Source organism: Kitasatospora sp. NPDC056138, assembly GCF_042264695.1.
In the GTDB taxonomy this organism is placed as follows: Bacteria; Actinomycetota; Actinomycetes; order Streptomycetales; family Streptomycetaceae; genus Kitasatospora.
On record NZ_JBHJVK010000090.1, the window covers coordinates 1,685 to 27,686 of the forward strand.

Genomic DNA, 26,002 nt, shown 5'->3' on the forward strand with positions numbered 1-26,002 from the left:
CCAAACGGGGGGCCACGGTCGGGGGTGGGTGTGGTGTTCAGCGTATGGCCCTGGGCCATGGCGTGGGCGCGGGGGGGGGGCCCGCGGGGCCCGGGCCCGGTGGGGTCCGCCCGCCGCGGGAAGATGACCCGGGATCAGTGAGTGTTGAACTTCCAGGTGCCCAGCGCGTACCAGCTGCTGAAGGGGCTGCCGTTGCTGGTGTAGGAGTGCGAGATCACGCCGTCCTGGCCGATGCCGAAGACCTCGGCGGCGTTGGTGTTCGGCTCGTTGAGGGCCACCGGCGTGCCGGCGAACTTCCAGCTCCCGAGCTGCTCCCAGTTCGACCAGGCGCCACCCTGGTAGTACTTGTGGTTGACGACGCCGTCGGCACCGGTGCCGAACAGCTCCACGGCCTTGGTGGTGGAGTTGTAGACCGCCGACGGGACACCGGCGAACTTGTAGCCTGCGTCGAGGGTGGTCCAGCCGCTCCACTGGCCGCCGCTGGTGCTGTAGGCGTGCGACATGACGCCGTCGGCGGCGCCGATCGCGAACACCTCGGCCGTCTTGTTGCTCGGGTTGTAGACGACGGCCGGGGAGCCGGTGAAGTGGTAGCTCGAGTCCAGCGTGTAGAAGTCGCTCCACGCGGCTCCGCTGGTGCTGTACGAGTGGGACAGCACGCCGTCCTGGCCGATGGCGAACACCTCGGCGGTGTTCAGGTCGGGCTCGTAGACGGCGGTGGGGGAGCCGATGAAGGTCCAGTTGCCCATGGTGTTCCAGGCCGACCAGGCACCGCCCGCGTAGTACTTGTGGTTGAGCTTGCCGTCTGTGCCGATCGCGAACAGCTCCACCGCGTTGACCGACGGGTTGTAGACCGCGGAGGGCGAGCCGGTGAAGTGGTAGCCGGGGTCCATGGTGGTCCAGCCGCTCCACTGGCCGCTGTTGGTGCTGTAGGCGTGGGAGAGCACGCCGTCGGTGCCGATCGCGAAGACCTCGGTGGTCTTGTTGGTGGGGTTGTAGACGGCGGTGGGCTTGCCGGTGAAGTGGAACGACGGGTCGATCGTGTACCAGTCGCTCCACTGGCCGCCGTTGGTGCTGTAGGCGTGGGAGAGCACGCCGTCGGTGCCGATCGCGAAGGCCTCGGCGGTGCCGTTGTCGGGGTTGTAGACGGCGGCCGGCGCGACGTCCGTCACCTGCGGGGTGACCGGGTTCGTCACGGGCGGAGGCGTGACGGTCCCGCCGACGGGGCTGGCGTAGCCACGGATGCTGACGTTGTAGCCCCCGCTCCGCCACACGACCGTACCGACCCCGCCCGATGCGGTATTGGTGCTGACCTTGCCCGGGTAACCGCCCTGGTTGCCGCCGGTCCAGCTGATGGTGCCGTCGGAGTTGACCGCGGTGACGATCGCCACGTGGTCGTAGTCGGTGCCACTGAAGGAGCCCGGGTGGAAGAAGACGGCGTCGCCCACGTGGGGGGTGCCGGACAGCCCGCCGTCGTACTTCTCCGCGTAGGTCTGGAAGCTGTTGGCGAGGTCGTTCAGTATGCCGAGGTTCTTGACGCCGTTCTGCGCCCAGACCCAGCCGGCGAAGTCCGCACACCAGGCGTGTGTCCTGGAGCCGCCGGAGCAGCTGGAGTTCTGGTCGGTGCCGGGGGCGTAGTAGCCGGCTCCGCCGTTTCCGCAGGCGTTGCTGCCGAGCTGCCCGGAGGCCGTCGCGGCGATCGAGTCGCCGAGCGACGCCGCGTGGGCACCGGGGACGGCCAGCAGGCTGAGGCCGGAGGCGGCCAGGGTGACGGCGGCCGCGGAGGAAGCGAGGCGGGTACGGACGCGGGACATCAAAAACTCCAAATCGTGAGCGGAACAAGCCTGTTGGCGCACTGCGGGCATGCCTGGCCGGGATGCGTCCGGCCGGTGGCGGGCAGCGGGAAGTTCAGGTGCCGGCGGGCAAGTGGAACGGTCGGTCTCGGGATCCGGCGGGCAGCGGTCGCCCCGGGCCGGAGGGGTGGGGTGCGAGGTTCGGCGGGCACCGTCGCGGGCCGTACGGCGCGGCGGGTGAGAGCGCGGAGGTGTTCGAGCGGCGAAAGGCCTACGTGGCCGTGGCAGTGGTCACCGGGCGGTGCGGTCCGCCGCTTCCGGCAGCTCCGGGGGCAGGTAGCACCGGCGGAGCAGGGGCGAGGTCCGGTGGCTGCGGGAGATCAGGCCGTGGGCTCGGCCGACGGCGTCCGGCTGGTCGGACGGGTCCCGGCTGAGGAGGTAGAGGAGGAGGTCGATCCGGTCGTACGTGGGCTGTGCGCTGGCGTGCTGGAGTCCGTCGGCGGGTTCGGCGTGCGCCCACAGGGCGTCCACGGCCTCGGCCGCCTCGTTCGACTCCGTCGCCGCACCGGGGTGTCGGCGTTTCAGGCTGGCGTAGACGATGTCCATCCGCGTGCTCAGCCGCCCCAGCCGAGGCTCGCCTGGACGACCCCTCCCCAGCCGAGGCTGTCGGTGGAAGCGGCGGTGGCGGTGCCGCCCCAGCCGAGGCTGTCAGAGGTGGCGGCGGGCGTGGCGGGCGCCGTCCCGGCGATGGCGGTCGAGGAGGCGGCGGTGACGGTGCCGCCCCAGCCGAGGCTGTCAGAGGTGGCGGCGGGCGCGGCGGACGCGGCGGGCGCCGTCCCGGCGATGGCGGTCGAGGAGGCGGCGGGGGCGATCAGGAGAGCGGTGAGAGAGACGGCGGCGACCGCGGCGGCCTGGGCGATACGGGTGCGGATCACGACGGAGGTCCTTTTTCTACTGGTGGGACAGGTGTGCTGGGCCGGTCGGGCGTCCCGCGGTTGACGCTCCGTTCGGCTGCCGCTTCCGGCTGTTTCCCTGGCGGCGATCAATAGCTTCGCCGCTCGACGAGACCACCGGAAGGCATTCCGGATGTCGCCAATCAGCCTGACGGGATCCGGACATCGTGTCGCGGACATGTCATCACTCACCTCTCCTGTGGCGCGCGACACGCGACCCATCCATGCCCAAATGCCGCATATCGCCCCGAACATTCCGAATTGGATCTTGAATGGAACGTCGAAGAGCTGTTTGGATGCGACCGGCCGCTCGACCAGAAGGCGGCCCGTGATCCGGGGGATGAAATGCTCGAAGTGCTTGGCCTGACGGCCGGGGCAACCGCGGTGTACCAGGCGATGCTTGACCACCCCGCGTACGGCGTGGACGAGATCGCCGCCCACTGCGGCCTGAGCCCCGTAGACGTACACGACCACCTCGACGAGCTGAGCCGGCTCGCTCTCGTCCGGGTGTCCGCCGAGCGGCCCGGACAGATGCGCGCGGTGAGTCCCGACATCGGCCTGGCCAACATGCTCTCCGCCCAGGAGGCCGAACTCGCCTCCCGTCAGGCACAGTTGGCGGCATCGCGGGCCGCCGTCACACGCATGGTCGCGGACCGCGCCGAGCACCGCACGACCCACGGCGAGCGCCTCCTCGGCCTGGACGCCATCCACGCCCGCCTCGAACAAATGGGCCACAGCGCCACCACCGAGGTCCTCGCCAGCCAGCCCGGCGACCAGCGACCCGAGGACCTCGCCGCCAGCCGGCCCGCCGACGCCGAGGTGTTCGCCCGCGGCATCACGATGCGCACGCTCTACCAGGACTCCACCCGCAACCAGCCCCACGTGGCCACGTACGCGCACTGGCTGCTCAGCCACGGCGGCGAGGTCCGCACCGCCCCCTCGATCCCCCCGCGGATCGTCGTGGTCGACCGCGCCCAGGCACTCGTCCCGATCGACCCCGCGGACAACCGCAAAGGCGCTCTGTACGTGACCGAGCCCGGCCTCCTGGCCGCCCTGCTCGACCTCTTCGAACAAGCCTGGAACACAGCCGTCCCCCTCGGCGCCGCCCACCCCGAGGACCCCCGCACCGGACTCACCGCCACCGAACGCGAACTGCTGCGCCTGCTCGGCACCGGACTCACCGACGACGCCGCCGGCCAGCGCCTTGGCATCTCCTCCCGAACCGTCGGACGCCACATGTCCTCAATCATGGAACGCCTGGGCGCCAGCAGCCGCTTCGAGGCCGGGATCAAGGCCGCCCACCGCGGCTGGCTCTGAACCGCCCCGAGGTGACCGGCGATCGGCTCGCCCGGCAACGCGACACCCGGGCCGGGCGGCTTCCGACGTCAGACTCACCGCGCGCGCCGACCGAGAGCTGCTGGCCCAGCTGGGCGACGACCGCCACCTCCGCACCACGTCAGCGTGGACCCGTTGGCGTTACCCCACAGCTCGACAACTGACCATCGGGTTAAGCCTTCGTGCAGCACGAGAATCCGCGAACTTGTCGGCTTCGGACCAGGAGGACGTCGCAGACCGGGGCGAGGGACGCGACGACTTCGGGGAGGTGTTCGCCGGGCTCGGCGACCAGGAGGAGGCAGTGCATCGGGATGCCGTGGCCGATCGCGGCGGCCAGTCCGAGGTCGGGCATGCCGATGGCCGCGGACCAGGTCGCGGGCGTTGCGTCGGCTGGCCCGACCGCGAGGGCCAGGAGCAGCGGCAGGTCGGTGGTCTCGGTGACGGTGCCGCGGGCCAGGCCGCCGTGCGGAAGCAGTGGGGCGAGGAGCGGGTGGACGGGGAGGGTGGCGGCTTCGGTCTGGCGGGCCCGGGTCGCGGGTGAGGTTTGTTCGAGGAGTTCGGCGAGGGAGGGCCCGGCGGGAGCGGTGGTCACGCTGTGTCTGCGGTGGCCGGCGTGGTCGGGGCGTTCGCAGGCTGGGGGGGATGGGCTGGATCGTGGCGGAGCCGTAGAGGAACCAGCCCCACCGCTGCTCGCTCTGGTCGTCCTCGCCCCAGCGGACATGGGCCACCCAGGCGGTGCTTCCCGGCGGCCTGCGCCACACCGTGAGGATCCCCGACCGCCAGGTGCCGCCGGGCGGCACTGGTGACAACGGCCGCGTCGGGCCGCCTCAACGGGCACCTCCCCCGGGCTGGACGGCTACGAGCCGGCTGTGGTCCGCGGCGCCCGACGCGATCTGCTGGTGCAGGACCCGGTCGGCGGCGTCGGCTTGGCGCAGCAGGATCTCGCGCCTTTCGTACGTGGACACCGGCGGGTGGTGCGCGCCGGCCGCTGCACGGGACTCAAGGTCCACGCACGTCCGGTCAAGGGTGGCGATCTCGACGACCGGCTCGGGGCCTGTGCTCTTCTTCGGCCAAGTTGGCGGCGCAGTAAGAAAATTGGCCCGACATCATCTCCGTGCACCATGCATGGTCGACGCGGTTCGTGTTCGCACCTGATTTCGATCCGCAGTGCTCTGGGTGCCGCCTCCTGGCAGGACCCGGGCTTCTGACAAGTCCTTCCATGACGGCGGAAGCCGCCATGGAAGGAGGGGGAATCATGATCAAGGTCTTCGCTGCTCCCACTACGGACACTAACCGTCGCCTCGGCGTCCTGATCGGCGCAGGTCCTCATGTCCGCCGTCCCCGTCGCCGCACACGCGGCCCCAGTGCAGCCCACCGTGACTTCAGTGACGGTGGTTGCGGAGAGCTCCGAACTTACCGTCACCTTCGATACACCGGTCTCGCCAGCGCGGGCTGCGGAGACCAATGCGGTCTTGCAGCAGTCGCTGGAGAAGCCGGCCGCCGTGGCTGAGGGGCAGGACCCCGGTCCGACGTACCCCGTCGTCAGGTGCTCCGATGGGAAGCGGACGTTCACCGATCGCAACGGCACCTTCAACGTCCGATACAACTGCGGCTACAACAACGTGAACTGGGGCTACAACGTCTCGCCCGCCGTGGTTGCCATCGCGGTGAGCAACATGCAGGAGACGGGTGTCCCCTGGTACAAGGGCAGCCAGTTCCTCGGGAAGAACTCCCCGCACAACGTGCCTGTCGACTACTTCCTGCACGGCACTCAGGGCGGTGTCAACAGTGCGGATCTTCTCCACTGGTATGACACGATGACGTTCCGTGTGAACGCTGGCGGCAATCCGGGGACCGCCAACCTCAACGTTGGCGGTTCCTTTGTCGTCTACCGATGAGCTAACTTTCCGGGCACGCACCGTCGCTGCGGCGGTGGCCCGGTCCCTGACCGAGCTCACCGAGCACGTGGTGACCGTGACGGGCGTGAGCCCCTACGACGTCGCCGGACAGGCCGCAGCGGCCGCAGGCCATCTCGGTGTGCCCCTGTACCCCGATCCCGGGGCAGTGGTGGTCGAGGTGAGCCTTGACCTCGACCACCACCCGGCATGCACCGTGGTCGATGCCGCGCAGCCGGGCCCCGTGGTCGCATGGCGTCTGGCCAACGCGCTAGTCGACGTGGGACAGGAGATCCTCGGCAGCGAGCCGTTCCCGCCCTGCCCAGGGCACCAGCACCCGATGGCACTCGGACAGCTCGATGCGTTCGCCTACTGGTGCTGCCCCCAGGACCGTGAACGGGTCCTGTACCCGATCACCACGCCCTGACAGCACTCGGTCGCCTCAAGCAGGTTGGTGGGGCCCGGACATCCGGCGGTTTCTGGCGGTCGTTGCAACACGTGGTCGGTTGATCAGGCCGCGAGCAGTTTATGCAGGCGCTCGGCTGGGGTTTCCCAGCCGAGCGTTTTGCGTGGGCGGCGGCCTGAGCCGCGCGAACGCCCGGAAGATCCTCAGTGCGGCACCGACCCCGGCGCTGGTGCACGGACAGGGGCCGCCTGCCGAAACTGAAGCATGTGCCACAGGCCGTGGGCAGCAGGAACGCCTCGCTCGACCACGCCGGACGGGCGGCCGATCTGCGGCGCGTCCTCCAGGACGACGGCCTACCGCTCCGCACCCGGATCGCGGCGGCCCTCGTCCTGCTCTATGCCCAGCCCGTCACCCGGCTCGCCCGGCTCACCACGGACCACATCTCCGACGACGGCTCCACCCTCACCATCGCCTTCGGCGACCCGCCGTCCCTGCTGCCTGAGCCCGTCGCCGACCTCGTCCGGGCTCATCTCCGGGACGACGGACGACTCGTCATGCCAGTCTTTGGAGCGCCGGCTGGCTGTTCCCCGGCCGCCAGGCGGGGCAGCCGATGAGCCCCGGCGCTCTCCGCGAACACCTACAGGCAGCAGGTATCTCCCCCGGATCCACCCGGGTGACAGCCCTTCGGCACTACCTCCAGCACGCGCCACCGCCGGTCGTCGCCAGGGCCCTCGGCTACACCGAGGTCACCACCGCCTACGCCGCTACCGAGGTCGGAGCTCCGTGGAGCCGGTATGCCCCCGGCGACCACACGCCGTGACACCAGTCCTAACCTCGCAGATCACCGGACGTCGGCGGCGACAGCGCAAGGTGGCGGAGGGGTAGTCGGCAGGCCAGGATCGGCACCTCATCGCCGTCACGCAGCCTCGATGATGAGGGCGATGCCGTCGAGGAGCGGCCTGAGGCCGAACTCGAACAGCGTGTCCAGATCGAGGTCGTAACCGTCCTTGCAGCTGCTCGCGATCCTGGTGAATACGGGGTACCGGGTCGCCGTGGTGATCGCCGCGAAGGCGGGGACCTGAGTTGTGGACACGCGGCCCACACCACCTTCCCGTCCGGCATGATCGAGCAGGCAGCCCGCCACGCGCTCGCCCCAGAGTCCAACACTCCGGACCGCGAACCGCCGACGTCCGCACCACGGATGGCAGGCCACTGGCAGATTCGCCCCGCGAGACCCGGGGCCCAGCACCACTCGGGAGCAGCCACAAAGACCCCAGAATTCGAGCAGAAATCGAACGGGAGCGCTTCAATTGAAGCGCTCCCGTTCGAATCAAATTCGAATGCCCCCGGTCGGCCTGCTCCCGACAGGGTGGCAACGGAATGACGAACGACCAGTGGCACTCTCGTGCAGACCGTCAGGGACGGCACTCGCTCCACCGACCCCACCCTGAAAACCTCAGTAGACCTTCTGGCCGTCTTCAACGGCTGGGGATCCTCCCCGGCGTGACAACGGCTTCTGCGGACCCGTTCAGAGTGCGGTGCGCACATTGATTCCATGACGACGCAGCAGGGCGGCCGTCACACCGTCGCCAAGGCGCAGAACTCCGTCGAATGATCCGTCGTAGATCTCTCCGCAGCCGCAGGAAGGGCTGCGGGCCGTCAACACGGCGCCGGTGCAGCCATTGCGGCGAGCGGCCGCCAGAGCCCTGTGGGCGCCGTCGACGAACTCATCGGTGACATCGGTGCCCTGGTCGTCGACGACTCGGGCGTGGCCGTCCAGGACATCGCCTCCGTCGCCGCCGACGATTTCGGCCGGACGCCGGGGGGTGGCCATGCCTGCTGCCGTCTCGGGGCAGAAAGGGACCACGCGGTTGCCCATGGAAGTCTCCGTGGCGAACGCGGATTCCTTGGCGCTGCCGTCGTACCGACACGGCCTTCCGCTGAGGCACGCGCTGAGCAGGATCGTTTCCTCAGCCGGCCTGGCCGCTGGGTGCGGGAGCGGCTTGGCGTAGCAGCGGCTGAGCTGCTTGTCCTGGTACGGCGGGTAGTTGGGGATGGGAATGTAGCCGGCGCGAGTGTAGAGGGCGATGGCCTCAGGCTGGTGAGCGGCGGTCTCCAGGCGGATCTCCGGATGTCCGAGAGCGGCAGCAGTGCGTTCGGCCTCGGCCAGCAACCGGGCGGCAATGCCGCGTCCGCGGGCATCGGGCGCGACGTACATGCGCTTGAGCTCAGCCGCACCGTCGGGGAACGGCTGGACGGCGCAGCAGCCGACGGGTCGGCCGTCGGTCTGTGCCAGCAGGAAGCGGATGTCGGGGTGGAGGTGGGCACCGCCGGTGCAGGGCTCGTCGGGGTAGCGGACGGCGAGGTCGGCGTCGAGGTCGCGGACCAGCTGCAGGACTCTCGGGTCGTCGGGTGCGGCTTCGCCGATGGTCAGGTCGTGGGGGGTCACAGGCTGCGGTGCCTTTCGAGGATGAGGTCGAGCTGGGTTCGTAGGACGCGTCGTTGGAGGTCCGGCGGGTAGGCGTCGGGGTCGGTCACGGCGTTGAGGGCCAGGCCGTCCAGGCAGGCGACCAACGCGAGAACCCGTGATTGCAGGTTCGACGGTTTCAGGGGCGTGGGGAGGGCTGCGCTGACCAGTTCGGTGAGGCGGCGTGTCCAGGAGGCGTGGCTGACGGTGTGTTCGTGGAGGAGTTCGCGGTCGGTACGGGCGGCGAGTTGGAAGTGCGACCAGACTGTGGCCTCCAGTCGCCGTTCCTCGTCCAGGGGCAGTGCCTGCTCGGCGACGGCGTATAGCGTCTCGCGCGCGGTGTCCCGCGTGGGCATCGCGTCGATGCGCTCGGCCATGCGGCGGTGCATGTCCGAGCGGACGTGTGCGAGCAGGGCCTTCTTGTCGCGGAAGTAGTGGGTGACCAGGCCCGTCGTGCAGTTGGCCGCGGCGGCGACGGCCCGCAGCGTCAAGCCCTCCAGGCCGCTGTCCGAAACCACCAGCCAGACGGCCGCCGAAATCTCCGAGCGGCGTTGCGCGTGGTCGACATGCTTGGGCACAGGTACACCCCGACGTTGCAGAACGAATGTTACGCAACGAATGTTACGCCATGCGGCGGTGGCGACCTTGAGGACGCCGAGGACGCCGAGGGCGGCGAGGACGTCGGCGCGCAAGCTCGTGGTCGAGCCGTTGGGATTGTCGGCGCCGCGCCGGTACGTGGTGCGGCCCGGCTGGAACGGCTGCCCGTCGTCCTGGTCGTGGTCGTCGTCTCCATCGGGCTGGGCTGGGCTTGGACGGGTGCTCACGGACGTCTCCCGGTGGCCGCGGTCCGGCTGCTGCCTCTGAGGGATGTCCGGCCGGGACGACAGCGGCCAAGCCCTTTCCTGGCCCGCGCGCCGTGCCCTCTCCACCCACCCCGATCCGGCCCCGCCCCCCGACCAGCGAGCAGCCGGCACCAGCCGGACCCGAGAAAGAAGAAGCCCACCGCAGGTGCGAACAACCCGAACCGACCACCGACAGCGCCACAACCACAAACCAAAACCAAAAGCAGAAAGACGGGAGAAGAGGGTTGTCGCCACGGGCACGCCCCCTTGATCGGGGCCCCTGGCCTGCCGAAACAGGCCGGACGGACGTCGGGGCCGTGGAGGTGCCGGGGGCGGCGTTGAGTGGGCAGGAGTCGGGCCGGTAGCGGCCGCGGTGGGCCGGCAGCATGAAATGGCCGGAGGGCCGCCGCGCCACATGGCGTCCTCCGGCTGTCGCCGCGGCTCAGTGAGTTTGGCGATCGTCGTGGTCCTGGAGGGGAACGCGGTTCAGTCCTGGCGGGGTCGGATGTTCCAGGAGAGGGCTGCGGTCAGTGCTGCGAGGACCGGGATGGCGCACAGCACTTTCAGGCTGCTGGTGTCTGCGGCGAGCCAGGCGGCAGCGGAGGCGCCGACCGCGGAGCCGCCCTGCATGAGACTGCTCAGCCAGCCCTGGGTCTCGGTGGCGCAGCCCTCGGGCGCGAGGTTCCCGCCTGCGGTGAGCAGTGCGCCGAACGTCGATCCGTAGGCGAGGCCTGCGACCGGACAGGCCAACGCCATCGCCAGCGGGGACAGTTGGGAGGCTGCGGCCAGTACGGCCGCACCCGTCGCGAACACGCCCAGCAGGACCGCGATCTTGGGAGCGTGAGCCAGGAGGCCGGGCAGTGCCCCCAGGGCGAGGCTACCGATGATGCTGCCGGCCGAGAGCGCTCCGAGGTCGAGACCGTTGTACATGCCTGTGCCCTGCTGCGCGTTGAGGATGGGAACGACCACGTCGATCGCGGTGATCATCGAGCTGAACGCCGCGTTGACGATCAGCAGGCGACATAGCGCCGAGGAGCGCAGTGGGCCCGCCCAGTGCCGGCCGCCGGGTCGGCGAACAGGCGGGGAGATCGGCGGAAGGCTGAGGACCAGCACGACCGCGGTGATCATCAGTAGCCCGAACAGGACGAACGGGATGATGTCCGAGACGTTCAGGCACAGCCAGGCGGCCACCGCCGGACCGGTGATGAACGAGACGTCGCTCACCGCCGAGTCGAGTGCCATCGCGGTGACCAGCCGGTGTTCGCCGGCCACCGACCGCCACAGCGTCCGCATCGTGATTCCCACCGGTGGCATGGTGATTCCGCTGAGCGTCGCCAAGACCAGAAGCAGCGGAACCGGCACACGGGATCGGGCCACCGCGACCAGTGCTGCGAGTACCACGAGATATGCCGCGAGACAGCTGACCGTGATCACCCGAGAGGAGTGGCGGTCCATCAGGCGGCCGCGGATCGGGGCGGACAGGCCCTGGCCGATCGCCATGCAGCTGACCGCCAGGCCCGCCGTCGCGTAGGAGTGGCGCGGTCCGATGAAGAGCAGCAGGCTCAGTCCGATCATGCTGAGCGGGAGCTTCGACGCCAGGCTGGCGACCACCATGCGGCTGACACCGGGGATGGCCAGCAGTTCACGGTAGTTGGACAGCAGGCGCCGGGGCGGGACCGGCCGGGGCGCGCGCTCGTCCGCAGTGTCTGTCTGCACGGTCATGGCGGGTTCTTCCGATAGATGACGGGTTCCGGACATCGGAATGCGACAGACGGACTCGATGGCGCGGGCGTACGGCAGGTGACGTCCTGCCAGTGACACTGTTCGGGCATGACGGGACACGGCGACAGCTCCGCAGGTGCCGGGGACCGGCTGTCGCGGCTGGTGAGGGAGGCTGTGGATGGCGTGGGGAGTGGTCGAGATCACCGCTGTCCTCGCCGGATGTCGGCGCGACCGGCTGCGTCGCTCAGTTTCACCATCAACGCGACCATATCCAGTTGGCCAGCATCGACGATCCCCCCTTCGCCAGGAACGGCAATGCCCTGCCGGTCTCGGGAACGAGCCCGATGACGCCGCCGACGACGACGAACACCTGCAGGACCAGCGCCGCTCCCAGACCGGCCGCCAGCAGCTTGCCGAAGGGGTCGGTGAGCCTGATCGCCGTCCGCATGCCGCGCCGGGCCGGCAGGGTGTAGAGCAGCAGCACCGCCATCACCCCGGCGCTGCCCAGCTCCTCGCCGACGGTCGTGAGGATCCAGTCGCTACGTCCGGCGGAGTCGGCTACTGGTGTTGGCGGGCTGGCGGCTCCCGGAGGACCGGGGGCTTCCCCTGCCCTGCTACCCGCCATTCCCGTGCCCATCGTCCGTATTCGCCGCAACGTGATCACTGTCCGAGCCGTTGCAGGGCCTGGAGCGACCAGTCGAGCACAGGGGCCAGACTCACCGGAACGGGCCGGCCATTGATCACCGCGAGCAGTTGCAGGTACCGGTCCTTGCGGGGGTCGTCCATCCTCTCCAGCCGGGCCAGCAGCCGTTGGCGGACCTCTCCGTCGTTGGATCGGCCGAGGATGCGCGCGTAGTGAGCCGTGACCGCCCCGACCATCGGGTCGGCCAGCGGCGACGCCGGGTCGATGCCGGCCTCCAGGGCCGGGACGACCTGCCTACGGAGGCAGTTGGCAAGGACAAGGGGCAGGCCCGTGGTGTCGTCCAAGGCGCGGTCGGTTGCCATCTCCTGGGCCATTTCCTGAGTGCTGAAACGGAAGCCGGGGTCCTGGAACAGTTCGGCCAGCTCTACCCACGCCGCGACCTGTTCGGCATCGGGATCGTCGGGCAGCTCGGGGGTCATCGACCGCGTGACCGCCTCGAATGCGGGGTGGTCATGCAGGCCGTCGAAAACGGTGTCGAGAAAATCGTCGATCATGCGTCGGCGTTCCCTGTGGGAGAGCTTGGCCAGCCTGTGCATGAGCTCCGTTTCCTCGGGGGTGGACCCGCGTTCGGCCACCGCCGTGAGCACCGCGCGCCGTTGCCGAAGGATGCGGATCTGCACATCCAGTGCTTCGGCGTGCGCCGCGGCGACCTCGGGAAGCGAGACCTCCCGGTCTACGACCTTGCGGATCGTGGCAAGGTCCAGTCCCAGGTCACGCAGAGTCCGCACGAGGTCCAGGCGTGCCACGGCGTCGATGTCGTACAGGCGGTAGCCGGCCGGGCTTCGATCAGTCGGCGGCACGATCCCGCAATCGGAGTAGAACCGAATGGTCTTGACCGTCAGCCCGGTCCGCCGGGCCAGATCACCGATCGAGAAGAGCGTGTCGCCGTCCATGCCCCCACCTTCGCGTCTCCCCCTACCGGAGACTCAAACCCGTTCGCCTACCAGCAGCAAACCACCCTGATCCACAACCCTTGGCAGGACTTCACGCGACAAGACCGGCACGCGCGGGCCGGCCGTGTCCCAGGGTGGTCACCGGCCCGCGCCGATCCGGTCCGGCCCGTTGCCGCGGCAACGGGCCGCCGGGGAGGCTGGGTACAACCTACGGCGGAAGGCGCCGAGGTGCCCGCACAGTCCCGTACCACCATCCAGGTCGGCCCACTGCTGGACGGACTGCGCCTCGGCGTCTCCTCGGCGGCGGACTTGGCGAACCGGTTCGGCGAGCCCGGGCAGGTCGCGGGTGGCCTGGACGAAGGTGCCGCCGACGTCGGTGCGCGGGGGTACGGGTGGCGGCTCCTGGGCGGGTCAGCCGGTGACGGTCTCGGCGTGCCGGTGGAGAGCGTCCAGGAGCGCGGTCTGGTGCTGGGTCAGCTTGCCGTCGGAGCGGGCCTTGTCCTGCTTGCGCAGCCACGTGCCGGGGCGGAAGGTCGGGTCCGCCTCACCGCCGGTGCGGTTCGCCGGGCCGTCGAGGGTTCCGTCGGCGGCGAGGTAGGCGAGCAGGCGGCGGTAGGAGCGGTTCCAGTCCGGCTCCAGGCGCCACGGCTCGTCCAGCGCGTCGAGCTTCGCCGCCTGGTCCTTGGTCAGGTTGTCGGCCTTGCGCTGGCGGCGCATCCACGCGCCCACCGCGTAGTCGTCCAGCTTGGCGGCGGCCGGAATCGCGAGGTGGCCGTGCTGGTGGTGGAACGCGGCGGCGTAGGCGTAGCCGCGTTCCCAGGCGTTGGCGTTCTTCGACCAGATTCATGCCGAGCGCATCCAGCTCGCTGACCCGGGCGGCATCGAGCAGGCCCTGGCCGCCCAGGTGGCGCTGGCGGGTGAGCCAGGAGATCAGCTCGGCGTGCTTGGTCTTGTCGGTGGGGTCGAGGTGGCCGTGCCGGAGGTGGAAGACCGCCGCGACGGCGTGCATGCGAAGTTCAACTCAGACGAGCACGTCACTCGCCTTCCCTGAGCTGCCGAGCTGCACGGTTGCCGCATGCCCCTGGGGCCCGGTCCGCCGACGTCTCCGGGGTCGCCCAGGGTCGCGTTCCGGGTTCGGCTCGGGTTCGGCTCCGCCGCTGTGACGACGTGGGGTGGGGTGGTCGGTTTCTAATGTCGTCGGCATGACTCGCATCCGTCGCACCGCCGTAGCCGTCGCCCTCGCGTTAGTCCTGCCGCTGCCGATCGTCGGAGCGGGTACGGCGTTCGCCGCCGCCGGACAGACCCCCGCCGCCACCGCATCGGCCCCGGCCGGGCAGGGTACTCAGCTGGAACTCCCCCGCCCGACCGGACCGCACGCGGTCGGCGTCAACACGCTGCACCTGGTCGACCGGGACCGGACGGACCCGTGGGTGCCGAGCGCGGGACCGCGACAGCTCATGGTGTCGATGTACTACCCCGCCCGGTCCGGCACCGGCCGGCCCGCCCCCTACATGACCAGCGAGGAGGCCCGGCTCTTCCTGAACATGGAGGGGATCGGCAGCACGTTCCCGGCGCAGACGCTCGCCGACACCCGTACCTACGCGTCCACCGACGCCCGCCCGGAGCACGGCAGGCACCCGCTGGTGGTGCTCTCCCCCGGCTTCGAACTGCCGCGCCAGACGCTCACCGGCCTCGCCGTGGACCTGGCCAGCCGCGGCTACGTCGTCGCGCTCGTCAACCACACGTACGAGGACTCCGGGACGACCTTCCCCGACGGGCAGACGCTCGGCTGCACCACCTGCGGCCCGAACGGTCCGGCATCCGCGAAGATCGAGCAGAGCCGGGCCGAGGATGCCTCGTTCGTGCTGGACCAGCTGACCGGCCGCCATCCGGCCTGGCAGTACGCGCAGTTGATCGACCGCAAGCGGATCGGCATGGCCGGACACTCGCTCGGCGGCGCCGCTGTCGTCCCGACCATGGCGGCCGACCAGCGGGTGCGGGCCGGCGCCGATCTGGACGGCAGGCTCTTCGTGCCGGTGCCGGCCGGCGGTCTCGGCGGCCGGCCGGTGCTGTTGCTCGGCAACCCGGTGAACCACGCCGTGGGCGGCGACGAGTCGAGCTGGGCCGAGTACTGGCCGAACCTCGACGGGTGGAAGCGCTGGCTCACCATCACCGGGTCCAACCACGTCAACTTCACCGACGTGCCGGTTCTCGCCGACGAGGCAGGCATCCCCGGCGTGGACGGCTCGATCCCCGCGGTGCGCGCCGAGCAGCTCACCCGCGACTACGTCGCGGCCTTCTTCGACAAGCAGCTGAAGGGCGTTCCGCAGCCACTGCTCGACGGCCCGTCGCCGGCCGACCCGGAGGTCGTCTTCCAACAGCGGCCCTGACACCGCGGCGCCGACTCCCCGCCGGGGCGACCGGGCCGGGTCACCCCGGAACAGGTCCGTGTCGGCGCAGGTCAGCGTCGGCGCGGACCGCTACGCCGCACCTTCGAATCCCGGCGCGCTGGGACAACGCCAGGATTCCAAGGGCATCACAGCGGTCAAAGTTCAATGGCAAGGGACAGTCAGGGCGCGCGGAGCAGCGACGGCGGACCGTGTCCCGTCTCGGGCGGTCTGGTCCCGATCTCAGTTGATCTGGTCCGATTCACTCGGCGTCTCAGATGATCTGGTCCGTCATACACGGACACTGTCCGGTCTCATTGGACCTGGGGGTATCTCATGTGTCTTAGGTGGAAGTCGGCCGATTCGCCGCGCGTGTGGCTGGCTGTACCCGATCTCCACCTTTTGGGGTGGATTGAGTCTCATCTGGTCGGGCAAGTCTCATCGGACCCGTGATGGTCGTTCCACGGACAGGGCGTATGCAGCTCCGATGAGGCCCTGTTGGAGGTGGCGGGCTTCGATGTGGCCTGGGTAGAGGGCGGGGTCGTAGCCGATCTCACGTTGATCGACCGCCAGGGCTTCAGACGGGAAGGCAGCCCCGAGCGGCTGAGGAAGTCCGGCCCGTGCCCGGGAGTGCAGCACAGGCGAGCGCGGCGACGTGCTGAAACGGTCGGCGAGTACGTCGAGCATGGTCAGGCCCCCGTACGTGTCACGCCGCCGTCGACGTGCAGGATCTGGCCAGTGATGAAGTCGGCGTCGTCCGAGACCAGGAAGCTGAGGGCGTTGCCGAGATCCGCCGGGACCGACCGGCGCTTGATGGTCTGCATGGCCGTCATGCGGGCGAACACCTCGTCGGCGGTCGGGCCGTTCGTCCTCACGCGGCCCAGGAAGCCCTGAGTCGCTACCAGGCCGGGCGCGATCGCGTTGACCGTGATGCCGCTGTCGCCCAACTCGTTGGCAAGCGCCCGGGTCAGCGCATGCACGGTGCCCTTGCTCGTCATGTACGCGAGGTCGCGGTTCTGCGTCATGGTGATGCCCGAGCCGGTGTTGACGATGCGCCCCCACCCGGCGGCCCGCATCCCCGGCGCGAACGCCTGGGCGAAGAGCAGGATCGCTTCGACGTTGACCGCCTGCACCTTGCGCCACAGCTCGATCGTCACGTGGTCGAGGTCGGTGAAGGGAAAGATGCCGGCGTTGTTGACGAGGATGTCGCAGCGCCCGTAACGCTCGAGGACCGTGCCGACTACGGCGTCGACCTGCGACGGCTCGCTGATGTCGCACACCAGCCCCAGCTTGTCGCCACCGCCCGTCAACTCCGCCACGGCGTCCGCCGGGTCGTCGATGTCGACAGCGACCACGTTCGCGCCGTCCGCGGCAAGCCGCTGGCTGTACGCGTACCCGATGCCCCGAGCCGCCCCGGTCACCACCGCCGTCTTTCCGTCAAGCTCCACGAGTGAACTCCAGTCCGATCTGGGCGGCGATCGCGAAGTAGTCCTCCAGGTGCCAGGTCCGCACGATGCGGCCGTCGACCACCCGGTGGAAGTCGGCCGCCCGGAACTCGACCTCCCGGCCGGTGCCCTCGACGCCGAGCAGCTCGCCGGTCTGCCTCGCGCGGTTGACCGCCCGCACCGCGACCATGTCCCCGTTCGCGACAATGTCCTCCATCTCGATGGTCAGGTCGCTGAAAACACCGCGAAGGTGAGCGATGCTCGCCTTCCATCCCTTCGGTCCCCCTCCCGTGCGCAAGGGCGGGACTGCCTCCCAATCGGCGGCGAGGGCCTCGTCGACCAGCGCGGTCTCACCGGTGGAGAGGGCCTCGTAGAAGCGCCGGACCGCGATCTCATTGTTCGTTGGCATGGATCTCACGCTAGGGACGCACACACTGGGTAATCAAAGACCTGTTCCGCAATACGTCATACGATTGAGGCATGACGGATCTCGACCTTCGGCTGGTGCGTTACTTCACCACCGTCGCGTCACACCTGCATTACGGCCGCGCCGCGGCCGAGCTGCGCATCGCGCAGCCGTCGCTGAGCCGGCAGATCAGCCAGCTCGAGAGCCGGGTGGGTGCGCGGCTTCTCGACCGCACGCGGCAAGGCACGCGGCTCACCGAAGCGGGAGAGGCGTTCCTCCCCCACGCACGCGCGTTGTTGCGTTCGTCGGAGCAGGCCATGAGTGTCGCCCGGGCCGCCGCGCAGCCCACCCGGATGACCGTCGGCTACACCGCGGGCCTGATCGTCACCCCGGCGGTCCAGAACTTGCGACACAAGCGTCCCGACGCCGACGTACGCACACTGCACCTGGAGTGGAACGAGCCGCGCGAGGCCCTGCTCGACCGGCGGGTCGACGCGGCGATCACCCGGCTCCCGCTGCAAACTGACGGCCTGCATGTGACGATCCTCTACGACGAGCCGAAGATGCTGCTCGTGCCGGTCGGGCACCGGCTGGCAGGTAGGGAGTCGGTTACGCTCGACGACATCGAGGACGAGCCGATCCCCCGCTTCCCGGATCCGGAGTGGGACGCGTACTGGCGCGTCGACCCGCGGCCGGGAGGCCGCCCCGCACCCGACGGCCCCCCGGTCGAGACCATCGAGGACAAGCTCGAATGCATAGCCGCCGGGCAGGCCGTGGCCATCATCCCGGCCGCCTTGCACACTGGCGGCACCCGACCCGACCTCACCGCCGTCCCGCTGCACGGCGTCGAACCGAGCCACGTCGTCCTGGCAACCCGGGCTGCGGACCGCAGCCCACTGGTGGCCGCGTTCTGCACATCGACCCGTGACTGCCTAAGCAGTTGATCATGTCAGAGGTGCCTACGGTGGCGGCTCGACCTTGCCGGACGCCCCAGGGTGACACCCTGGGTCAAGGACCAGGATGTCGACTTACCCGCTCCTCTCTCCGGCTGGGAGTGAGCTCCTCGGAAGCGAGGAGTACCAGACCGGATCGGTTGAGACAGTACCCGCCATCCGCTCTTCCGGGTCCAACTCAACTGAGAATCCCGGTAACTCGGCGTCTCAACTGATCTGGTCGTCGCAGGTCACAGTACTGTCGACAGAGCCGATGAACGTGGCCACTTCTTGATGCGTGTCGAGGACCCTTCCCCGGCACTCTGCTGCTTGGTCGGTGAGGCCACGTGATGAAAGGACCCGACGGCATCGCCGTCGGGTCCCAGGCCGCCGCCGAGGCGGACGACTGGCTGGACCGTCCTTGCCCGATTCGACGAGTCGACTAGGGTCAGGTGGTGGCGAGCAGCATGTCCTCTCCGGTCGACGGGCGAAGGCCGTCGGTGCGATCGGCGAAGTAGCGCCCGGCGTGCGAAGCCCCCGACACGTGTCGGGCGTCCGCGAAACCGGATTCGCGGGCGAGGGCCAGCATCTCCTCCGGGGTGTAGAAGCTGATGAACGGCGTTCCGGACGCTCGCGCACCTTCCCTGCTCGCCCGCAGGCCGGGGCGGTCGGCCTCGTCGAGCAGGTCGGGCGGCAGGAGGAAGGTCATCGCGAGTGTGGAGCCGGGGGCGAGCCCGGCGATCTGGCGCAGGGTGGCCGCGGTGGCGTCCTCGGTGAGGTACATGGTGACGCCGGTGGACGCGATGAACGTCGGCCGACCGGGGTCGAAGCCGACGGCAACCAGCTTCTTCAGCCAGTCCTCGCTCGCCTCGAAGTCGACCGGCACCAGCTGCAGCCAGTCGGGGATGCCGTAGCCCAGTTCGACCAACCGACGGCGCTTCCACGCCTGCGGGCCGGGCTGGTCGACCTCGAAGACCCGCAGGCGGGAGGCGGTCTCCGGCCTGCGTTGGGCGAAGGTGTCCAGCCCGGCTCCCAGGATGACGTACTGGGTGACGCCGCGGTCGGCCTGCTCGATGACCAGGTCCTCGATGAACCGGGCGCGGGCTGCCATGGCCGCCCGGAACCCGCTGGTGAGGTGCGGGTCCATGTCGGGCCGGTGGCGCCAGTCGCCGTCGGGGGCCGCCAGCTCCAGGCCGATCTCGTCCTCGAACACGTGGGGCGGCCGGTCGACCTGGACGTGCATCGCCCGCCAGAGGGCGGTCCGCACCGCGGTGCCGTCCGGCGCCGCGGTCGCTTCGTCTGCCATGGTGTTCCCCTTCTCCGTCGCAGTCAGTTCTTGACCGGAGCCTGGAGGCTCCACAGCCGCCCGTCGGGGTCGCGGACCGTCATCAACCTGGTCCCGAAGTGGGTGTCCTCGAACGGCGTGACCACCTCGACGGACGGATCGGCACGGAACGCGTCCGCGTCCGGCACCTTCAGCACGACCTGCACCTGAGGCTCCCGGTCCTCGGGGACCTCCGCGATGAAGACGTAGGGACCGTCGCCGTTGCGGAGTTGGCCGGAGCTGTGGCCCGTCTCGAACTCCAGGTCGTAGCCCAGCGCCTGGAAGAAACGTGCCGCCTTGCCCCAGTTGTGGGTCTCCAGGAACAGGGCCTCGATTCCCTCGGTCGCCATGTCAGGCCTCCTTCTCGGTCGATTGGCTCTCTTGCCCATGGGCGTCGTCGAGGTAGGCACGCAGCGCCTCGGCGACCAGTGCCGACAGCGACATGCCCGACTCGATGGCGCGGTACTTCACCTGCTTGATCAGCCCGATCGGCAGGTACACGTTGAACTGCTTGACTTCCTCATCGCCCACGAGACCAGGCTAACTCGTTGCTAGCATGCTAGCAAGATAGCCCGGCCAAGACCGGGCGCGATCCCGAGGTGCGGCGGCTGGTGCTCCGCGTCAACCCGGTGCTTACCACCGCGCCAGACCCCGAGGAGCAGGTGCCGCAGCGGGGAAACCTCCGGCAGGTCGCCGGGCAACTGGCCGACGCCGTCCGGGAGTCGGCTGCGGATGCGCGCGGCGGGCGGCGGCAACGGGCAAGGCACGGCGTGCGGCAGGCCGGTGGCCCGGGTGATCGCCGGCGGCGCACGGTGGAGGCGGTGAGCACGCCCGCACCCGCCTGGCCGCAGCTGGAGCAGCTGCATGTCCGCCACCACGGAGCCTTCGCCTGCGTGGAGGCCGAACTGGCCGACTGCGAACGGGGCGAGCTGATGCGCCTGCGCCACACCGGCGCCGTCGGCGGATGGGGATTCGCCCCCTACTACGCCAGCAGCGATCGCTACGAGGACTCCCTGGTGCCCACCGGCCGCCCCATGGGAGCCGCCGCAGACGCACTCGACCGTGCCTGCCGGCTCCACCTCGCCGTCCCCGACATCTGACCAGACGCCAGCCACAGCGCCACCTCCGCCGTCAACCCCCGAAGGACTTCCGGTGCCGACCACTCGGCGAGACACCGAGGTGGCCTGGCAGCTGGGGACGTTCGTTCGTCTGTACGCACCTGGGGAGCTGAGGCCGTACGCCGACAGGCGGCGGACCCGGGACGGCGTTCGGGTGGGTCCAGGGCGGTTGCTGGCGGCCCTGGCGACGCCGGGCCGGGCCGGGTGGCGGCCCGGTCGAGGATGGCGCCGGCCGGGTGGAGGCGAGGGTCGGCCGCGTCAGCCACCGGCAGCCGCACCGCCGACACCTATCCGAGGTTGTCCTGCTCGGTCGCAGCGACGGCCACCACCAGGCCGTCGGGCAGGTGGGCGGTGAAGACCAAGTGCCGACGCCGGAACGGCTCCTCCTCGCCCTCGCGGGCGGCCTGGCGCCGGTCGTAGCGCGCCCGGTCCCGCGGGTCATTGGGCCTTGGCGGCCGGTCATGTATGACCGGTTGTCTTGGACTCACGCCGTCAGGTGGGGCCGCCGGACGCCGTTACAGGCAGCCGGTCAGACATGACCGGTGCGCTGTCCTGTCGGTCGAGCTCCGGCAACACCACAATCGGTGCCGTCAAGCCGGCCCTGCGCCCCGTCGAGGACCGGCCCGACAGAACGAGGAGCCACTCCCCCTGGGGTGACCGTCGTACCGGGCCGCTGGCTCGTCTTACGGCTCGTCGGAGCCGGCCACTGCAGCCCAGGCGATGACCTGTCCCCAGGAAGCACACACGCCACCATAGGAAGTGATCATGAATAGGACCATGAAGAAGGCCGCGAAACTCCTCACCGCGCCAACTGTTGCCCTGGCCCTCTTTGCGCCCGTCCTCGCCGCCACCCCGGCAAGCGCCGCGACGACCGACGCCTATACCTTCACCAGCCCGTACGGCACCCTCAACGCGACGGGCAACAACGACGGAAACCAGATCTCCGTCACCCCCGACGGCACCAACTACACGAACTGGCGACTGATCAAGCTCAGCGACCCCGGCATGTTCAACATCGCCAGTACCTCCTCCGGGAAGTGCATCTACGCCTCACAGCCCGCCATACAGCAGTCCTGCGGCAAGAGCGGCGAGGAGTGGCACTTCCGCCCCGTTGACGGTAAGCCCAACACCTTCGGTATCGTCCGCCGCGACGACAGCAGCGGCAGCGAGTGGTGCATGGACAACCGGGGCGGCCTCCACCTGTGGGGCATCCTCGCCCAGCCCAACATCTGCAACGGCGGCGCAAGTCAGGAATGGACGATACCCGCCGCGAAGGCGGCCGAGGCCAGGAGTCTCGCGCTCGACTACTACAGCGACCTGTGTTCCAAGAAGACCTCCACCTGTTCGTGGACCGAGAAGTCCGAAGGGCAGCCCGAAGTCCTGCCCAGCCAGCCCGCCTCGTCGGTCTGGTACAACGACACCAGCGGCCCCGTGAAGCAGATCTTCACCACGATCTACCACTCCGGCTGGGCACAGTCGTACTCCGCGGGCCTGTCCTCCTCCGTCGGCGTCTCCGCCCCGGTCCAGGCGATGATCACCAGCCAGCTCACCGCGACGCAGACCTACCAGTCCGACGAGACCACCGTGAACGGCATCTCGCTCGATGTCCCGTCCAAGAACTACGGATGGGTCGACTTCGCGGCCGTCGGTAAGAAGGTCACCGGCACGTGGACCTTCGACACCGACAACCAGCCGTGGACCGCCGACGCGACCGTGACCGTACCCGTCATCAACTCGGCTGCCGGCTCCACGATGTACGTCGCCCGCACCAGTGCGAACGCGCCCGGCAGTGGCACCGGCAGCACCGACGTCAAGCCTGCCGCCCTGGCGAAGACCGCCGTGGGGACCGTGGACCTTCCAGCAGGGGCGAAGCTGGCCGCGGTACCGGGCGGCATCCAGGTCAGTGACGCGGACGGCGCCACCATCGCCACCGTGCGGCCCGGCACTGTCACGGACACCAACGGCACGACCCACAAGGTTGACCTTGCGGTGAACGGCAACACCGTCATCCAGACCATCGAAGGCGTCAGCGGCGACACCGTCACCGGCACCATCTCGCCCCCGACCTACTCCCTGGGTACCACCACTGCCGCCTCCCCGGCCACCGCGGAGAAGACGGTCAAGATGATGACGGCGGCGTCCTTCAACGCCTCGCCCGCTTCCGCGAGCAGTGACGCCCACGACAAGTGCATGGCCAAGCAGATCGGCACCGGCATCGCCACCGGAGCTCTCAGGGGCCTCCTGGGCGGTCCGGAGGCAGCGGCCGGCGGGATGCTCCTCGGTGCGGTCACGGGCATCGGCTCGGGCCTCATCAACTGCCCGAAGTAGTCTGCCCCACACCACCTGAACCACCGCGTCCCCCGCCTGGCCGAGGCTGTTTTTCAAAGAGCGGGGCCGTTGCCGCAAGGGCAGCGACCCCGCTTTTCAGGCTCTTCGCTCTCTTCTGCGGGATCGCCGCTCAGCTCCTCCAGGTAGGCCAGTGCCCTGCGCTGGACAGCCTCGGTCACCTGCACCACGGGCCACCCGGGAGCTGCACGACGTCCAGCCGAAGCCGGACAGCAGGCCAATGGCCCGTAGGAGGCGATGTTGCGGCTGATCCCGACCGCCCCGGCTACCACAGCGGGCGAGCGGGCCGCCGCCCAGATGCTTCACCTGCCCGAGGCGTCGCTGCCAGTGCCGGTCATCGCGGCGGCTGCCGAGCTGATCGCCGAACGGGCCCAGGACCGGGACCCGGTCATCCGCGAGGTTGCCGCCGCGGTCCTGGCCGGCCCGGCCGCCGCTTCGGAGAGCGCAGCCGGCTGACGCACCGCCCCCTTGCGACTGCGTCTCGCCGCTTCTTGCGTAGGCGGCCTGCGGGGGTCGGCCAGCCGGTCCCGCTTCGTCTTCGACGTGGGCAGCCGCCATGAGTCGACCCTGGCCGCATGCCGCAGTTCCAGCTCCGTTACCGTTCCAACTCACGGAACCGTGTGGCACCCCACCGGGCAGCTGAACTCGGAAGCCCGTCCCAGCACTGGACCGAGCAGTCACCCGGACAGCTGTGGCGCGCTGGTCGGGTCCTGGCTGACGGGGGCCGGGACCGGCCGGAGCTGGGCCTGGTGGTTCTCGTATGCCTTGCAGAGGTCTTGCAGTTCGTCGCGGCGCTCGTGGAGCAGGTCCAGCGGCCTCTGGAGGGAGGTGTCCAGCAGCTGCACACCGTGGCGGAAGGGGCGGAAGCCGATCGACTCCCACAAGGCTGCGATTTTCTTCCGGGCGGTGGCGCGGAACTCGTCGGTGACCAGTTCCCTGTTCTCCGGGTACTCGGCCACGCCCGGTTCGGCGGCCACCGCGCAGCATCCGCCGCAGAGGCGGTGAATGGCTTCGGCGGCGAAGATCGGCCCCAGTCCGAAGCCGCGCCACGGCTTGCTCAAGTACACGCGGTCCAGGATGAGCAGGTCTCCGAAGCCGTCGATGGCTTCCTCGAAGGCCTCGCAGTAGTCGCCGTCCTCGAAGACGGCTGCGGCGATGCTCTCCAGGTCGCCGGATTCGGCGTCCGCGGCCTCCCACGGGTCGGCGCCGGTGAGCATCCGCAGCCGCCACAGGATGAGGTGCCCGATGATGGTTCCGTTGCGGATGAGTTCCTCGCGGGTGTCAGTGCATCCTCCGTCGCACTCGTCCTCTTCGAGGTGGTAGGCGCGGATCGAGACTTCCCACTGCTCGAGCGTGTCCTCGAAGCCGCACCAGGGGACGGAGGGCCGCTCATGACTGTAGACCAGCCGCAACAGCCCTGGGTTGCCGGGGAGTTCGGATGCCGGGCGACGCGCGGGACTCATGGTGCGGACACTACCCGGCAGCACTGACAGGTACCCCCAGATCATGGAACTCGGATCATGGAACTCGGCATCGGCGCCCACCTGTCCTGGGAGCCGGTCCTGCTCGGCCTGCCCGAGCGCACCGAGCCGTACCGACCGGCGGGGCCCATGCAGCGACGGGCGGAGTCGGCTACCGGGAGGAGGCGGGGGCGATGTGCAGGGCGTAGAGGGGTTGCCGGGGCGTGGCCGGCAGGACCTCGAACCATGCCCGGCCGTCGTCGAGGTAGCGGTCCAGGCTGGTCCAGTTGTTCCAGTGCAGGTCCACATAGCAGTCGACGGTGTCGTCGGTGGCCCGGTGGTCGAGGTGGAGTTCGAGGCGGTCCGGCGCGTGACCGGCGCCCTCCAAATGGGCCAGGGCGGCCAGGGCGGCGCGGCGCAGCGGGCTGGTTGCGACCCGGCGCCGCTCGATGTGGCGCAGAGCCTGGGGTGAGCGGGGGCGGCCGTCGGGCAGGGGGAACGCGGTGACGGTGGCAGTGTCGGCGGTGCACAGGCGGTGCAGGTCGATGCGGACGGGCCGCGGCAGCAGGTCGGCGATGGCCTCGTAGGCGGGCAGGACGTGGTCGCGCGGTGCTCGGCCGGCGGTGGGGTCGGGGCGGATCTGGGCGAGGCGCTGGCGGGCGAGGTCGACTGGTTCGCCGCGGCGCCACAGGGCGAGCAGGTCGAAGCCTTCTGCTTCGAGGCTGCTGCGCATCTGGAATTGGAAGCTGACGCCGCGTCGGCGGCCGCGCAGCGCCTGCCGCATCGGCACGTAGCCGTCCTTGCCGCTGATGGTGGCGTGCAGGGAGTGCCGCAGCCAGCGATCGTCGGTGGTGTGCTGGACGCAGACGTCGATGTCGCCGACCTCGAGTGCGCCGCGGCTGTAGGGCCCGAACAGGTGGATCTCCTCGACCAGCGTCGTCGCCAGGACACGCCCCCCGGACCCCCGCCAGCCCCCAGCCCACCACGCCGGGGGCAGGTCACCCCTGCACCGCTTGACAAAACGCCCTACATGTCGCCTGTCCGACGGGTCGCGTCACCGCCCCCGCACCCGACGGCACTGTCACCCGAATGGCGCAACATGACGTGCCACCCACATGGATGAAGATCAAGCTGATTAGTGCCCCAATCGAGGCAATCCGTGAAAGGGAGACCAAATGCGCATTCGACGAATACTCGCCGCCGTCATCGCCACGGCAACCCTCGCCGGACTCGGCCTCACAGGCGCCGCCACCGCCACCGCCGCCACACAGGGTTCCCCAACCTCCGTCACCCCTTCTCAGTGCGAGAAGGGCGGCGGAACGCCCCGGATCGACTTGCCGGGCAACCCCTGCGTGGGCGGTACGTACGACGGGCAGTCGGTCGACTAAACCCCACAAGGCGCCCCGCAGCCACGCGCCGTGGGGCGCTCCCGCGAGGACATATTCGATGCCTTGTCACACATCCGACTGCAGATTGAGCCTTTGAACTCGTAACACGATCTTGCTGATCGTTGCTGGTGGGGCGTGACCGATGTGACGATTCGTCCGTTCGTGATGGCGTGAGCAACAAACCGTGGAT

30 protein-coding genes and 3 pseudogenes are annotated in these 26,002 nt (G+C 69.6%); 11 read left to right on the forward strand and 22 right to left on the reverse strand.

Annotated elements, in window-relative coordinates:
• Positions 1–134: 134 nt before the first annotated feature.
• The 3 genes from ACFC1R_RS34655 to ACFC1R_RS34665 all read right to left on the reverse strand — a co-directional run bounded on the left by ACFC1R_RS34655 (position 135) and on the right by ACFC1R_RS34665 (position 2,725).
• A complete protein-coding gene (locus ACFC1R_RS34655; protein ID WP_375945582.1) occupies positions 135–1,811 on the reverse strand; it encodes a CHAP domain-containing protein in 1,677 nt (558 codons plus the stop codon).
• Positions 1,812–2,081: 270 nt separating this feature from the next.
• Positions 2,082–2,396: a hypothetical protein gene (locus tag ACFC1R_RS34660; RefSeq protein ID WP_375945584.1), complete on the reverse strand. Its 315-nt coding sequence runs from the start codon at positions 2,394–2,396 to the stop codon at positions 2,082–2,084.
• Between the two features lie 8 nt (positions 2,397–2,404).
• On the reverse strand, positions 2,405–2,725 hold the full coding sequence (locus ACFC1R_RS34665; RefSeq protein WP_375945586.1) for a hypothetical protein: 321 nt from the start codon (positions 2,723–2,725) through the stop codon (positions 2,405–2,407).
• A 363-nt stretch (positions 2,726–3,088) separates the two neighbouring features.
• Here ACFC1R_RS34665 and ACFC1R_RS34670 point away from each other — a divergent pair, with 363 nt between their 5' ends.
• Positions 3,089–4,060: a LuxR C-terminal-related transcriptional regulator gene (locus ACFC1R_RS34670; protein WP_375945588.1), complete on the forward strand. Its 972-nt coding sequence runs from the start codon at positions 3,089–3,091 to the stop codon at positions 4,058–4,060.
• 190 nt (positions 4,061–4,250) lie between these two features.
• On the opposite strand, the gene ACFC1R_RS34675 is transcribed toward ACFC1R_RS34670, so the two are convergent.
• Positions 4,251–4,670, reverse strand: coding sequence for a hypothetical protein (locus ACFC1R_RS34675; RefSeq protein WP_375945590.1), 420 nt, complete (start codon positions 4,668–4,670; stop codon positions 4,251–4,253).
• Between the two features lie 235 nt (positions 4,671–4,905).
• Positions 4,906–5,043, reverse strand: a complete 138-nt coding sequence (locus ACFC1R_RS34680) for a hypothetical protein (protein WP_375945592.1) — start codon at positions 5,041–5,043, stop codon at positions 4,906–4,908.
• Positions 5,044–5,463: 420 nt separating this feature from the next.
• Here ACFC1R_RS34680 and ACFC1R_RS34685 point away from each other — a divergent pair, with 420 nt between their 5' ends.
• The 4 genes from ACFC1R_RS34685 to ACFC1R_RS34700 all read left to right on the forward strand — a co-directional run bounded on the left by ACFC1R_RS34685 (position 5,464) and on the right by ACFC1R_RS34700 (position 7,199).
• Positions 5,464–5,976: a hypothetical protein gene (locus ACFC1R_RS34685; RefSeq protein WP_375945594.1), complete on the forward strand. Its 513-nt coding sequence runs from the start codon at positions 5,464–5,466 to the stop codon at positions 5,974–5,976.
• Positions 5,977–6,010: 34 nt separating this feature from the next.
• Entirely contained in the window at positions 6,011–6,400 is a 390-nt protein-coding gene (locus tag ACFC1R_RS34690) for a hypothetical protein (protein ID WP_375945596.1), read from the forward strand.
• Between the two features lie 245 nt (positions 6,401–6,645).
• Entirely contained in the window at positions 6,646–6,993 is a 348-nt protein-coding gene (locus ACFC1R_RS34695; RefSeq protein WP_375945597.1) for a hypothetical protein, read from the forward strand.
• A gap of 59 nt (positions 6,994–7,052) precedes the next feature.
• The gene (locus ACFC1R_RS34700) at positions 7,053–7,199 is read left to right on the forward strand and encodes a hypothetical protein (protein WP_375945599.1); all 147 of its coding nucleotides are present in this window, start codon (positions 7,053–7,055) and stop codon (positions 7,197–7,199) included.
• A gap of 96 nt (positions 7,200–7,295) precedes the next feature.
• Here ACFC1R_RS34700 and ACFC1R_RS34705 read toward each other — a convergent pair whose 3' ends face one another.
• The 9 genes and pseudogenes from ACFC1R_RS34705 to ACFC1R_RS34745 all read right to left on the reverse strand — a co-directional run.
• A complete protein-coding gene (locus ACFC1R_RS34705; protein ID WP_375945601.1) occupies positions 7,296–7,472 on the reverse strand; it encodes a TetR/AcrR family transcriptional regulator C-terminal domain-containing protein in 177 nt (58 codons plus the stop codon).
• A gap of 435 nt (positions 7,473–7,907) precedes the next feature.
• Positions 7,908–8,342 carry a DUF523 domain-containing protein gene (locus tag ACFC1R_RS34710; protein WP_375945633.1) on the reverse strand — a complete coding sequence of 145 codons (435 nt, stop codon included), beginning with the start codon at positions 8,340–8,342 and terminating at the stop codon, positions 7,908–7,910.
• A gap of 102 nt (positions 8,343–8,444) precedes the next feature.
• Positions 8,445–8,828, reverse strand: a pseudogene (locus tag ACFC1R_RS34715) (GNAT family N-acetyltransferase); the annotation flags it as partial.
• On the reverse strand, positions 8,825–9,670 hold the full coding sequence (locus ACFC1R_RS34720) for a TetR/AcrR family transcriptional regulator (protein WP_375945603.1): 846 nt from the start codon (positions 9,668–9,670) through the stop codon (positions 8,825–8,827). The pseudogene ACFC1R_RS34715 and the gene ACFC1R_RS34720, both read right to left, overlap by 4 nt.
• Positions 9,671–10,174: 504 nt before the next feature.
• Complete coding sequence (locus ACFC1R_RS34725) at positions 10,175–11,410, reverse strand: MFS transporter (protein WP_375945605.1); 1,236 nt, start codon at positions 11,408–11,410, stop codon at positions 10,175–10,177.
• Positions 11,411–11,610: 200 nt separating this feature from the next.
• Positions 11,611–11,960: pseudogene (locus tag ACFC1R_RS34730) on the reverse strand (FtsW/RodA/SpoVE family cell cycle protein); the annotation flags it as partial.
• Between the two features lie 110 nt (positions 11,961–12,070).
• The gene (locus ACFC1R_RS34735; RefSeq protein WP_375945607.1) at positions 12,071–13,006 is read right to left on the reverse strand and encodes a MerR family transcriptional regulator; all 936 of its coding nucleotides are present in this window, start codon (positions 13,004–13,006) and stop codon (positions 12,071–12,073) included.
• A gap of 411 nt (positions 13,007–13,417) precedes the next feature.
• Positions 13,418–13,849 carry a helicase associated domain-containing protein gene (locus ACFC1R_RS34740; protein WP_375945635.1) on the reverse strand — a complete coding sequence of 144 codons (432 nt, stop codon included), beginning with the start codon at positions 13,847–13,849 and terminating at the stop codon, positions 13,418–13,420.
• 61 nt (positions 13,850–13,910) lie between these two features.
• Positions 13,911–14,015, reverse strand: a pseudogene (locus ACFC1R_RS34745) (hypothetical protein); the annotation flags it as partial.
• A 193-nt stretch (positions 14,016–14,208) separates the two neighbouring features.
• Here ACFC1R_RS34745 and ACFC1R_RS34750 point away from each other — a divergent pair.
• Positions 14,209–15,396 (forward strand): alpha/beta hydrolase family protein, encoded by a 1,188-nt coding sequence (locus tag ACFC1R_RS34750; protein ID WP_375945609.1) that lies wholly within the window; start codon positions 14,209–14,211, stop codon positions 15,394–15,396.
• A gap of 686 nt (positions 15,397–16,082) precedes the next feature.
• Here ACFC1R_RS34750 and ACFC1R_RS34755 read toward each other — a convergent pair.
• Positions 16,083–16,841, reverse strand: a complete 759-nt coding sequence (locus ACFC1R_RS34755; protein WP_375945611.1) for an SDR family NAD(P)-dependent oxidoreductase — start codon at positions 16,839–16,841, stop codon at positions 16,083–16,085.
• Complete coding sequence (locus ACFC1R_RS34760; RefSeq protein ID WP_375945613.1) at positions 16,831–17,247, reverse strand: ester cyclase; 417 nt, start codon at positions 17,245–17,247, stop codon at positions 16,831–16,833. The genes ACFC1R_RS34755 and ACFC1R_RS34760 overlap by 11 nt, the downstream gene beginning before the upstream one ends.
• Before the next feature lie 71 nt (positions 17,248–17,318).
• Here ACFC1R_RS34760 and ACFC1R_RS34765 point away from each other — a divergent pair, with 71 nt between their 5' ends.
• Positions 17,319–18,188 (forward strand): LysR family transcriptional regulator, encoded by an 870-nt coding sequence (locus ACFC1R_RS34765; protein ID WP_375945615.1) that lies wholly within the window; start codon positions 17,319–17,321, stop codon positions 18,186–18,188.
• Between the two features lie 436 nt (positions 18,189–18,624).
• On the opposite strand, the gene ACFC1R_RS34770 is transcribed toward ACFC1R_RS34765, so the two are convergent.
• Genes ACFC1R_RS34770 through ACFC1R_RS34780 form a run of 3 tightly spaced genes read right to left on the reverse strand, consistent with a single transcriptional unit; the run spans position 18,625 to position 20,031 of the window.
• On the reverse strand, positions 18,625–19,482 hold the full coding sequence (locus tag ACFC1R_RS34770) for a class I SAM-dependent methyltransferase (protein ID WP_375945617.1): 858 nt from the start codon (positions 19,480–19,482) through the stop codon (positions 18,625–18,627).
• Positions 19,483–19,505: 23 nt separating this feature from the next.
• Entirely contained in the window at positions 19,506–19,850 is a 345-nt protein-coding gene (locus tag ACFC1R_RS34775; protein ID WP_344641599.1) for a VOC family protein, read from the reverse strand.
• Between the two features lies 1 nt (position 19,851).
• The gene (locus ACFC1R_RS34780; protein WP_344641598.1) at positions 19,852–20,031 is read right to left on the reverse strand and encodes a CopG family transcriptional regulator; all 180 of its coding nucleotides are present in this window, start codon (positions 20,029–20,031) and stop codon (positions 19,852–19,854) included.
• A gap of 290 nt (positions 20,032–20,321) precedes the next feature.
• Here ACFC1R_RS34780 and ACFC1R_RS34785 point away from each other — a divergent pair, with 290 nt between their 5' ends.
• Complete coding sequence (locus ACFC1R_RS34785) at positions 20,322–20,600, forward strand: hypothetical protein (protein ID WP_375945620.1); 279 nt, start codon at positions 20,322–20,324, stop codon at positions 20,598–20,600.
• 305 nt (positions 20,601–20,905) lie between these two features.
• Here the strand turns inward: ACFC1R_RS34785 and ACFC1R_RS34790 are convergent, their stop codons facing one another.
• A complete protein-coding gene (locus tag ACFC1R_RS34790) occupies positions 20,906–21,106 on the reverse strand; it encodes a hypothetical protein (protein ID WP_375945622.1) in 201 nt (66 codons plus the stop codon).
• Positions 21,107–21,383: 277 nt separating this feature from the next.
• On the opposite strand from ACFC1R_RS34790, the gene ACFC1R_RS34795 reads away from it, so the two are divergent.
• Complete coding sequence (locus ACFC1R_RS34795) at positions 21,384–22,946, forward strand: RICIN domain-containing protein (RefSeq protein WP_375945624.1); 1,563 nt, start codon at positions 21,384–21,386, stop codon at positions 22,944–22,946.
• A gap of 255 nt (positions 22,947–23,201) precedes the next feature.
• On the forward strand, positions 23,202–23,420 hold the full coding sequence (locus tag ACFC1R_RS34800) for a hypothetical protein (RefSeq protein WP_375945626.1): 219 nt from the start codon (positions 23,202–23,204) through the stop codon (positions 23,418–23,420).
• 221 nt (positions 23,421–23,641) lie between these two features.
• Here the strand turns inward: ACFC1R_RS34800 and ACFC1R_RS34805 are convergent, their stop codons facing one another.
• Together ACFC1R_RS34805 and ACFC1R_RS34810 are read right to left on the reverse strand one after the other, a co-directional pair.
• Positions 23,642–24,427, reverse strand: a complete 786-nt coding sequence (locus ACFC1R_RS34805) for a hypothetical protein (protein WP_375945628.1) — start codon at positions 24,425–24,427, stop codon at positions 23,642–23,644.
• Positions 24,428–24,596: 169 nt separating this feature from the next.
• On the reverse strand, positions 24,597–25,214 hold the full coding sequence (locus ACFC1R_RS34810) for a hypothetical protein (RefSeq protein ID WP_375945629.1): 618 nt from the start codon (positions 25,212–25,214) through the stop codon (positions 24,597–24,599).
• 385 nt (positions 25,215–25,599) lie between these two features.
• Here ACFC1R_RS34810 and ACFC1R_RS34815 point away from each other — a divergent pair, with 385 nt between their 5' ends.
• Positions 25,600–25,812: a hypothetical protein gene (locus ACFC1R_RS34815; protein ID WP_375945631.1), complete on the forward strand. Its 213-nt coding sequence runs from the start codon at positions 25,600–25,602 to the stop codon at positions 25,810–25,812.
• Positions 25,813–26,002 lie beyond the last annotated feature (190 nt).